Source organism: Mycobacterium sp. NGS15, assembly GCF_059813245.1.
The window spans coordinates 458849-469173 of record NZ_JCALEF010000001.1; the positions used below are offsets into that span (position 1 = coordinate 458849).

Here is a 10325-nt window from a genome sequence, read left to right on the forward strand (position 1 = left end):
AAGTAGGAGGAATGTCATGTCAGCCACAACCTCGCGGCGCACGGCCCACGGCTTGCTGAGCGCAGGTGTTCTCGCTGGCGGGCTCGCGATGAGCGCCTTGGCGCCGATTGCCGTGCCAATAGCCTGGGCCGAACCAGTCCCCCCGGTACCCGCGCCGGCTCCAGCGGCTCCCGCCGCGCCGGCCCCTGCCCCGAACGCCGCCGCACCCGCTGCGGCGACGGTGACTCCGGCCACACCCACACCGGACGGATGCCAGGCCAGCAAGATGACCAAGACCGTCGGCAACGTGGTGCAGAACGCGGCGGGTTACCTGGAGCAGCACCCGGACGTCGACGCGGCCTTCACCGAGATCAAGGCGGCCCCGCAGGACCAGATTGCCGCCAAGACGCAGAGTTACCTGGTGTCGCGGCCCGATGTGGCCGGCTCGCTCGGTGGCATCGCCGCACCGCTGAATGACCTGCGCACCAAGTGCGGTCTGCCGCTGGATCTGGCACAGGTTGTTAACGGTGGCGGATTGAACCCGGCGGCGATGGGTGTGAACCCGGCGCTGCTGACCGCGCTGTCGCAGAACCCGGCGGCCCAGCAGGTGGCACAGAATCCGGCCGCGCAGGCCCTCGTGCAGAACCCGGCGGTGCAGTCCGCCATCCAGAACCAGGTACCGGCTGCCAGCTTCCCGCAGGGTCCCGGACCGGCACCCGGCCCGGCGCCCGCCGTCACCGCTCCGGCTCCGGCCGGCCCGGTGGGCACGGGGCCCGCGCCCGGCCCGCGCGTCTGAGGGCACCTACGCATATCGAGTGCGAGTCTGGCGCGGATTTCCCTGGAGATATCCGCGCCAGGCTCGCACTCGGCGCTTGGGGGCTAGTGAGTGAGGGCTTCCGAGCCTGCCGTCGGGGCGACATCGTCGTGACGGTTGAGGTACCGCACCGAGAGCAGTACTGCGGCATAACCGGCGAGGGGCACCAGCACGGCGGCGAGACCTTCCATGCAGCCAGCTTGCGCTGGGCCGGGGCGCGTATCCAAGTGCGTTGACGAGATCCTGACGGCTGCCCGTTATTTCTTGACTAGCTACTGGACGTGTTGACGAGTCGCGTCGCGATAACCCGCCAGCCCAGCAGGAACAGGGCAGTCACCACCGACGCCACGATGACAAAGCTGAACGCGACGCCCTGGTTGCTCAGCCGGCGCAGGACCATCCCGAACAGCACGGTGCAGACCCACACCGCGATGCCGGTACGGGTCACCGACATCGGGTGCGACCACCCCCGACTCAGCAGCCAGCCGATACCCGCACCCGACAGGAACGGCCACGCCGTCTCCCACACGCCGGTCAGCGTGATGCCCTCGGCATGGCTGCGGCGGCCGATGGTGCAGAAGACCAAGACGCCGATGACATCCAGTACGAGTGAAAGCAGTACGGATGTCACCGGCGGTTTGGGTGACGAATTCTGTTGCACGCTGGGCATTCCCCGACCGTAGCCGGTGCCGCGCGGAGATCAGTTGGAGGGTGCCTCCGGGTGACCGGCTTCGATGTTGAAGGTCAGCGTGACCTTCTCGCCGACCAGTCCGGCTCCGCCGGCGACGCCGAAGTCGTTGCGGTTGACCTCGGTCTTGGCCTCAAAGCCCGCGACGGCGCCGCCCTGCGCTCCGGGACCGACGCCCTCCAGCGAGAGGTTCAGCGAGACCGGCTCGGTGACACCGTGCAGGGTCAGTTCGCCGTCGACGATGTAGTCGTTTCCACCGGTTTCTGGATTGGCACGGACCGAGCTGGATCGGTAGGTGGCGGTGGGGTGGTTCTCGGTGTCGAAGAAGTCCGCCGAGCGCAGGTGACCATCGCGCTGGTCGTTGCGGGTGCTGACCGAGGCCACGTCGATGGTGGCCGATACCGAGGGTGTGCCGTCTTCGGCGACGGTGATTTCACCGCTGAAGTCGGTAAACGAGCCGCGAACCTTCGAGACGCCCAGATGGCGTACGGAGAAGGTGATATCCGAGTGAACCGGGTCGATGGTCCAGGTTCCGGCGGCGAGAACGGGGGCGGTGGTGGTCATGAATGCTCCTCAAAGTTGGGGTGAGACATTCATGGTAATCGGACTGTGGTCCGCTTTATTTCGGAGGATCGGAAGAATTTTTCGGAGAATCTTGGGATCGAGCATTGGCGCCGGGGTCGGGCTCTTTGGTCGGGCTCGGGGTGGCGTCGGGGTCGATCTGGCTCTCGTCTCGGAAGAGGAAGAAGAAGATGACCCAGCCGATGGCCGATATGAAGATCCAGCTGACCACGCGGTAGATGAGCATCGCGGAGATCGCGTCGGGCAGCGTCATCCCCGAGGACACCAGGCCGGGAACCAGAAAGGCCTCGACCACCAGTAGTCCGCCGGGCATCAGCGGGAGTGAGCCGGCGGCACGGGCCGCGGCGTAGGCGACCATGACGCCGACCAGGGAGGGCCGGCTACCCACCGCATAAGCGGCGAAGGCCAGGCAGGCCACATCGGCGATCCAGTTGAACAACGACCAGCCGAAGGCCTCGCCGAGGGCACGGCGGGTCAGCGTCACCGCTTCCATCTGCTTGAGGATCTCGCGCCAGCGGGCGACGCCCATCATCGGAGGCTTGCCGCGCAGATCGTTGACCCAGCGCAGGACCCGTACGCCGATGCCGTCGAGCATCTCCGGCCGGGACGCCACAGCCTGCGCCAAGACAAGGATGGCCAACAATCCGCCGATGCTGAAGATCAGCGAGAACGGGTTGGTCTTGGCGCCCAAGAGGAACGCTCCGCCCAGGCCGAGGATCGCCAGCCCCACCGCTTGTAGCACCCCGGACATCACCAACTGCCAGGACGCCACCACGGGAGTGGCGCCCCATAGCCGCTGCTGCCGATAGATGAAGGTGGCCGAGAGCACGGGGCCGCCGGGCAAGGTGGTGCTCAACGCATTTCCGGCGTAGAAAGCGGCCTCAGAGCGCCATTGACGTATCTTCACGCCCGCTGAACGCAGCAGCGTCCGCTGGATCTGCGCGAAGCTGTGCATCGAGGCCATGGCGGCCAGGACTGCCGCCAGTACCCACCACAGGTTGGCGGTCTTCAGGCTGCGCCAGGCCGCCGCCAGCTGCGGCGAGATGTACCGGATCTCCACCGCCAGCACGATCGCGAAAACGACGAAAATCGCCCACCGCAACCACCAGTACTTTCCCCGCTGCTTGATGACGGGTTGTGGGGCGGTGTCTGCCTCGGGGTCGTCGGGACAGGAGCCCGGACCGTTTCGCTCGGGCGGCATATTGCCGCCTGCGATACGGTCGGGGTCATCGGGCACGGGCACCACAGTAACGGCGCGGGCGGGCCACTTCTTTCAGGTTCCCGCAGGCCACGCCAGGTGTGTCGCCCTGGTGCGGCCCCGGAGCAGCACAGAGTCGCCGTGATCCCAGTGTTTTTGCTCATCGGGATCGGCGAAATACAGCGCGTTGGTGGATGCGAGCAGCCGGCTGGGACGGTGTTTCGCCAGCTCGGTAAGCCGCGACGCCTCGTTCACCGGGTCACCGATCACCGAGTATTCGTAGCGTTCGGGCGCACCGACGTTCCCGGCGACGGCAAGACCCGCCGACACCCCGATCGCGAACTCGAACGGATGCGGGAAATCCTCGGCGAGCCGGTCGCGCAGCTCGCGCGCGGCCGCCAGGCATGCCGTGGTGGCATCCGGGCGGTGCAGCGGTGCACCGAAGACGGACAACGCCTCGTCGCCGACGAATTTGTTGACGAAGCCCCCACGGCTGTCGACTACCTCCACCACGATGCGGAAGAAGTCGTTCAGAATCGTCAGCACCTCCTCGGGGGCGCGGTCGGCAGCCATTGAGGTAGATCCGATCATGTCGACGAAGAACACTGCGACATAACGATTTTCGCCGCCAAGATTGGTGCCTAGCTGCAGCGCCTGGCTGGCCACATCGGCGCCCACGTGTTTACCGAACAGCTCGCGCAGCTGACGGCGTTCCTCACCGACCTGCATCATCCGATTGAATCCAGCCTGCAGGACGCCCAGTTCGCTGCCGTCGTAGACGTCGACGCGTGCATCGAAGTTGCCCTGTGCCACGTCGGTGATGGCGGAGCGCAGCTGGCGCACCGGATCGGCCAACTGTCCGGCGGTGAGCAGCGCGAGCCCGTAACTGGCGACCAGAGTGGTCGAGACAATGAGGAGGACGGTGAGGGCAAGCCCGCGAGTCGAGGTCAAATCGTCTGGCTTCCAGAGGGCCATGCCGCATAGGGCGATGATCCCGATCGCTGGTGCCAGCGTGCCGATCCACCAGCTGAGCCGGACACGCACGAATACCGAGGGTGCAAATCGACCGTGGAATTCGCTGGCGCTCAGCGCCTTTGCTGCGATAGGCCGCAGGATACGCTCGCCGAGCAGATAGGTAAGACCGAAGCTGCCGGTCGCGGATTGCAGGCAGCCGATGATGGTGGCCAGGGTCCATTTGGAGTCGTGGGCGGCGCCGATGGCGATGAAGACGGTGGCGCCGATGGCCCACCCGCCCAGATGGACCAGCGACTGCTGCAGGGGCGCGGTCAACGCGGTGCGCAACTCCAGGGCTGTCGGCGGCCCGCCCCGGCAGTACCAGCGGGCGAGGCGATGCTCCATGTGCAGTGCCCAGCCCACGCTCGTCACCACCATGAGGCCGAAGAGCGCCCAGAACAAGGGCGGGCCGTTCTCGAAGACCCAGTCGTGCGGTGGCTGCTTGAAGGGCATCCAGTGACGCAGGAAGTAAAACAACAGCAGGACAGTCGCGGAGTTGATGCCGACCATCGACGCCACGAACACGGTCCACCGGGGGCCCAGCACATGCATGGCCCGAAACCATTCGCGTAGCCGTTCCATCACCTAGGTATTCCGATCGGTCTACTTCACTTGTACTCTCGTTCGTCCGCCAAGACGAAGCATGCCAGTTCTTGCTGGTATCGCGGATGCATATGTGGAGGCTGCGCTCGTGCCACGGAACCTACTGCGCGGTAGGGTGCGGTCCATGACGCAGCGCAGCATGCCCGCTCTCGAAGGCGTGGATCACCAGTACGTACAGGCCGGGGACGTGAAGATCCACGTGGCCGTTGCCGGGCCGCAGGATGGACGACCCGTGGTGTTGTTGCACGGCTGGCCCGAGAACTGGTGGATGTGGCACAAGGTGATTCCGGCCCTGGCCGACGCCGGATACCGGGTGCACGCCATGGATCTGCGCGGTGCCGGCTGGAGCGAGGTCGCCGCGACGGGCTATGAGAAGGAGCAGTTCGCCTCCGATGTGCTGGCGGCGGCCGATGCCCTAGGGCTCGAATCCTTTGATCTGGTCGGACACGATTGGGGTGGCTGGACCGCACAGCTGGTGGCTCTGAAGGCGCCCTCGCGGATCCGGCGGCTGGCCATCCTCAACATCCCGCCGGTATGGCAGGAGCCGGGCCGCGTCGCCAGACACGCCCACAAGCTGGCCTACCAGCTCGTGGTGGGAGCCCCGGTGGTCGGGCCGCTATCGCACCTGTCACCGACCCTGTGGTGGTTCATCCGCCGCAGCGGAATGCCCAAGGACTCGGTGGACTTCTTCCGCGGCTGTTTCCGTGATCGCGACCGTCGGGTGGCGGGATCCAAGATCTACCGGTCCATGGTCGGCAGGGAATTCGCCAACTTGGCGCGGGGGCCGTACGACGACCAGAAACTCGCCATGCCGGTACGGGTGCTGTTCGGGCTCGACGATGTGGCGGTGCACCCGTCGCTGCTCGATGGCTTCAAGGACCACGCCGACGACCTGAACATCACGGAGGTACCCAACTGCGGTCACTTCATCGTCGACGAGCAGCCAGAGCTCGTCGTGAAGTGGCTGACGGAGGTACTGGCCGAGCCCGCGCCGAAGGGATAGCTGCTCTTCGCGTAAGCGGCCCATCGCCGTTAGGCTCAGCGCATGACGCACGCTGACGCTGCCGAGTCGGTTCATCCGTATGTGCGCAAGGGGGCGGCATGGGCTTGGCGCCTGCTGGTGCTGCTCGCCTTCGGGCTCACCCTTCTGTGGTTGTTCTGGCATCTCAAGACGATCACCATCCCGCTGCTGCTCGCCCTGATGGGCTCCGCCCTGCTGGTTCCGACGGTCAATTACCTTCAGCGGCATAGGGTTCCGCGCTCATTGGCGGTCGTCGTGGTCCTGCTGACCGGCAGCGCCGCGGTCGGCGGGATCCTGACCTTCGTGGTGGACCAGTTCATCAAGGGTCTCCCAGACCTGTCGGCCCAGCTGACCAACAGCATTGAGTCGCTCAAAAACTGGGCGATTCACAGCCGGTTCCACATCAGCGAGGAGCAGATCGGCAAGGCGGGCGACGCGCTGGTCAACACCATCAAGGACAACCAGGGCAGGGTCACCAGCGGGGCGCTGGCCACTGCCACCACGGTCACCGAGATCATCACCGGCGCCGTGCTGACGCTGTTCACCATCATCTTCTTCCTCTACGGCGGAAAGGAGATCTGGGAGTTCGTCACCCGGATCTTCCCGACGACGGTGCGGCCACGAGTGCGTCGCGCCGGCGCGCTGGGCTTCGGTTCGCTGATCGGCTACGTGCGGGCCACCGTGGCGGTGGCACTGGTCGACGCCATCGGTATCGGCGTGGGTCTCGCGGCTTTTAGTGTGCCGCTCGCGCTTCCCCTGGCCTCGCTGGTATTCCTGGGAGCCTTCATCCCTATCATCGGTGCGGCCATCTCCGGATTTGTGGCGGTGTTCATCGCCCTGATCACCAAGGGCGCCTTCACCGCCGCAATGATCTTGGTCATCGTCATTGTGGTGATGCAGGTGGAAGGCCATGTGCTGCAACCGCTCATCATGGGCCACGCGGTCCAGATCCATGCGCTGGCTGTGGTGCTGTCCATCGCGGCCGGCGGCGTGCTGGGGGGGATCATCGGCGCGCTCTTGGCGGTGCCAACGGTCGCGGTGCTCAACACCGCCATCCGGGCCCTCATCGAGCCCGAAGATTCTGACGATCCGTATCTGGTTGAGGGAGAAGAGGAAGCGGAGGTCCTCGACCCGGAGATGGTGCCGGCCGACGGGCCCACGGCGGTCGGTGCCCGTCCAAGCAACGGCGTGCCGGAATTGGGCCCGGCTCCACCCAAGGACTGACGGAGCGTCCGCGATGAGCCTGTCGGGTGAAGAGCATTGAACGTGACATCCGGGCCCGGAACCGTCCCACGCTGGGTGAGCGGCAACGATCCGACGGCATCGCTGTGGCGCGCCGCGCAGGTCTTCCGATTGGCCAGCTTTGGGTACGCGCTGCTGGCCTCACAACTGGCGTCCTACACCCATTACGAGCGCCAAGGACTGAGCTGGGCGCTATATGCCGGTATGGCGATATGGACTGGATTGGCAGCAGTGGCTTTGTCGCACAACTGGTTCCGTCGCTGGCAGTTGGTGCTATGCGATCAGGTGATTGTGATCGTGCTGATGCTCGCCGGGCGGCTGGTGGTTGATGTGCAGTGGTACAGCGGGCATCAGACCCTGCCGACCACGCTGTGGGTGGCCAACGCCGTGGTCTCCATGGGCCTCCTGCGTGGACAGCTCGCCGGTGTTGTATCCGGGTTCGTCCTGGCCGCGGTCAGCATCGCGGCGCGGGGCCTACCTGTCAGCGCGCTATGGCTCGACGCCACCATGCCGGCGTTGGTGGTGGTGGGGCTCGCAATCGGCGCCGCGTCGACCACTGCGAAGCGCACCTTTCATGAACTGCGGCGTGCGGAACGTGCGGCCGCGGCGGCGATAGAACGTGAACGGCTCGCACGGCAAGTGCACGACGGGGTGCTTCAGGTGTTGTCGTATGTAAAGCGACGGGGCACCGAGATCGGTGGGCCGACCGCGGAATTGGCCGCCATCGCCGGTGAACAGGAAGTCGCGCTCCGGGAACTGATTTCGGGTGCGGCCCCGACGATGCTCGCCGATGACGAATTGGTTGATCTGCGCCCGCTCCTGCGCACTCAAGCCAGTACCGCGGTCTCGGTGTCCGCGCCGGGCTCACCGGTGCTCATCGGTCAGCACATGGCGAGCGAGCTGGCTGCCGTAGTGCGCAGCGCCCTGTCCAATGTGGCATTGCACGCCGGGCAGGAGGCACACGCCTACGTGCTCATCGAGGACCTGGAGGACTCGGTGGTCGTCACGGTGCGCGATGACGGCAGCGGTATCGCCGACGGCAGGCTGGATCAGGCCGAACGTGAGGGGCGGATGGGGGTGTCCCGGTCGATTCTGGGCCGGGTGGCTGATCTTGGCGGGGCCGTCCTGCTGGAGACAGCGCCCGGAGCGGGTACCGAATGGGAGATCACGGTGCCCAAATCTCAGGAGGTGGGGGTGTGACCGAACGTCCAGAAAGCACTGACGGCGAACAGATTTCGGTGATGGTGGTCGACGACCATCCCATGTGGCGCGATGGGGTGTCCCGTGACCTGCAGGCGGCGGGGCTGCGGGTGGTGGCCACCGCGGACGGGGCCGCCTCCTCCGGCCGGATCGCGGCGACGGTGAAACCCGATGTGGTGCTGATGGATATGCAGCTGACTGACGGCGATGGCGCGCAAGCCACCGCAGCGGTGCTGGCGGTGTCTCCGGGTAGCCACATCTTGGTGCTGTCGGCCTCCGCCGAACGTGAGGATGTGCTCGAAGCGGTGAAGGCCGGCGCCACGGGGTACCTGGTCAAGAGTGCGTCTGCCGCCGAGCTCATCGACGCTGTAAAGGCAACCGCCAAGGGACAGGCCGTGTTCACGCCGGGTCTTGCCGGGCTGGTGCTCGGGGAGTTTCGGCGTATGTCGAGTGCACCGGCGACGGAGGCCGATGACACGCCACGGCTCTCCGAGCGGGAAACCGAGGTGCTGCGGCTGGTGGCCAAGGGATTGAGCGCCAAGCAGATTGCCACGCGGCTCTCGCTGAGCCACCGAACCGTCGAGAACCATGTGCAGTCCACGCTGCGCAAGCTCCAACTGGGCAACCGGGTGGAACTTACCCGGTACGCCATCGAACACGGGCTCGACGAATAGGTCCGCCGGCCCGTGTGGCCTCGCGGTGGGCTTATCTGGCAAACAGTGCGGCGTTGGGGCGCGGGCGAGTATTCCGATGTCGCTGCCATGCCTGGATGGTTACAGCAGCGGATCAGCGGGTGTAGTGATCGCTGAGAAGATGAATGGGGAGGCTCGGCTGCGTTCGGCACGGTCAACTCTCCGCGTTGACGCGCCCCACTAAAACTCCTTGTTTACCGCATGATTCGGACCGCTCACCGTGGAGGGCGATGTGGATCCGGGGCCACCTTCGGATTTATGTGACGCAGAGCACAGTATACCGATCGGTGTGATTTAGGATATGACCGACTATTCAATTAACGATTGATCATTTATCGTCAACGCTCACTGGCATCGCAGCCCACGGCGCGCCAGCGAATGCCGGAATCAATGAGGAGTCTGGAATGCGTTGTGCGCTGTGTCCGGGTACGTCGTGACCGCACTTGATGGAAACGTCGCGACCGAAGACGGTGTCGCGGCGATCGAGGATTGGGCCACCGGCTACGTCAAGCGCCACCCCCTTGAGTCTCTCAGCACGGTCGGCGAGCAGTTCATGCTCGGTGTCCGCACCATTCAATGGTTCTTTATCGACCTGTTCACCGGTCAGTTTCAGTGGCAGGAGTTCGTCAGGCAGGGCGCCTTCCAGGCATCGACTGCCGTAGTGCCGGTCATCCTGGTGACGCTGCCCATCGGTGTCACACTATCGATCCAATTCGCCTTGCTGGCAGGCCAAGTGGGCGCCACCTCGTTGGCCGGTGCGGCCAGCGGTATCGCGATCATCCGCCAGGCCGCCTCGCTGGTGGCTGCGGTGTTGATGGCCTCGGCCGTGGGCTCGGCGATCACCGCGGATCTGGGTTCTCGCACCATGCGCGAAGAAACCGACGCCATGGAGGTCATGGGCGTCTCGGTGATCCGGCGACTCGTGGTGCCCCGATTCGCGGCGGCGATCATGATCGCCGTGGCGCTGACATGTGTGGTGTGCTTCGTCGGATTCCTTGGCGCCTATCTGTTCAACGTCTACTGGCAGGGTGGTGCACCCGGCAGTTTCGTGTCGACCTTCGCCTCCTTCGCGACGCCCGGCGATATGGTCTTGGCGGTTTTGAAGGCGATTATCTACGGGGCCATCGTGGCGGTGGTGTCGTGTCAGAAGGGCTTGTCCACCAAGGGGGGGCCCATCGGTGTCGCGAACTCCGTGAACGCCGCGGTGGTCGAATCGATCTTGTTGTTGATGGTCGTGAATGTCGCCATCAGCCAGCTGTACATCATGATGTTCCCGCGGACGGGCCTGTGAT

General features: G+C 65.4%; 11 protein-coding genes. 6 read left to right on the forward strand and 5 right to left on the reverse strand.

What is annotated here, in order from left to right:
- Positions 1–16 precede the first annotated feature (16 nt).
- Positions 17–775, forward strand: coding sequence for a hemophore-related protein (locus AC5Y5C_RS02145; protein ID WP_499968597.1), 759 nt, complete (start codon positions 17–19; stop codon positions 773–775).
- An 83-nt stretch (positions 776–858) separates the two neighbouring features.
- Here AC5Y5C_RS02145 and AC5Y5C_RS02150 read toward each other — a convergent pair whose 3' ends face one another.
- The 5 genes from AC5Y5C_RS02150 to AC5Y5C_RS02170 all read right to left on the reverse strand — a co-directional run bounded on the left by AC5Y5C_RS02150 (position 859) and on the right by AC5Y5C_RS02170 (position 4860).
- Complete coding sequence (locus AC5Y5C_RS02150; protein ID WP_499968598.1) at positions 859–984, reverse strand: hypothetical protein; 126 nt, start codon at positions 982–984, stop codon at positions 859–861.
- A 77-nt stretch (positions 985–1061) separates the two neighbouring features.
- Positions 1062–1463, reverse strand: coding sequence for a DUF3054 domain-containing protein (locus AC5Y5C_RS02155; RefSeq protein WP_499968600.1), 402 nt, complete (start codon positions 1461–1463; stop codon positions 1062–1064).
- 30 nt (positions 1464–1493) lie between these two features.
- Positions 1494–2045 carry a YceI family protein gene (locus AC5Y5C_RS02160; protein WP_499968602.1) on the reverse strand — a complete coding sequence of 184 codons (552 nt, stop codon included), beginning with the start codon at positions 2043–2045 and terminating at the stop codon, positions 1494–1496.
- A gap of 55 nt (positions 2046–2100) precedes the next feature.
- Positions 2101–3264 carry a lysylphosphatidylglycerol synthase transmembrane domain-containing protein gene (locus tag AC5Y5C_RS02165; RefSeq protein ID WP_499969300.1) on the reverse strand — a complete coding sequence of 388 codons (1164 nt, stop codon included), beginning with the start codon at positions 3262–3264 and terminating at the stop codon, positions 2101–2103.
- 72 nt (positions 3265–3336) lie between these two features.
- A complete protein-coding gene (locus tag AC5Y5C_RS02170; RefSeq protein WP_499968604.1) occupies positions 3337–4860 on the reverse strand; it encodes an adenylate/guanylate cyclase domain-containing protein in 1524 nt (507 codons plus the stop codon).
- A gap of 142 nt (positions 4861–5002) precedes the next feature.
- On the opposite strand from AC5Y5C_RS02170, the gene AC5Y5C_RS02175 reads away from it, so the two are divergent.
- The 5 genes from AC5Y5C_RS02175 (at position 5003) to AC5Y5C_RS02195 (ending at position 10324) form a co-directional block, all read left to right on the forward strand.
- Positions 5003–5881 carry an alpha/beta fold hydrolase gene (locus AC5Y5C_RS02175; protein ID WP_499968606.1) on the forward strand — a complete coding sequence of 293 codons (879 nt, stop codon included), beginning with the start codon at positions 5003–5005 and terminating at the stop codon, positions 5879–5881.
- A gap of 42 nt (positions 5882–5923) precedes the next feature.
- A complete protein-coding gene (locus AC5Y5C_RS02180) occupies positions 5924–7123 on the forward strand; it encodes an AI-2E family transporter (RefSeq protein WP_499968608.1) in 1200 nt (399 codons plus the stop codon).
- Between the two features lie 42 nt (positions 7124–7165).
- Complete coding sequence (macS, locus tag AC5Y5C_RS02185; protein WP_499968609.1) at positions 7166–8341, forward strand: MacS family sensor histidine kinase; 1176 nt, start codon at positions 7166–7168, stop codon at positions 8339–8341.
- A 41-nt stretch (positions 8342–8382) separates the two neighbouring features.
- On the forward strand, positions 8383–9015 hold the full coding sequence (locus AC5Y5C_RS02190; protein WP_499969302.1) for a response regulator: 633 nt from the start codon (positions 8383–8385) through the stop codon (positions 9013–9015).
- A 451-nt stretch (positions 9016–9466) separates the two neighbouring features.
- Positions 9467–10324 (forward strand): MlaE family ABC transporter permease, encoded by an 858-nt coding sequence (locus AC5Y5C_RS02195; protein WP_499968610.1) that lies wholly within the window; start codon positions 9467–9469, stop codon positions 10322–10324.
- The last annotated feature ends 1 nt before the right edge of the window (position 10325 follow it).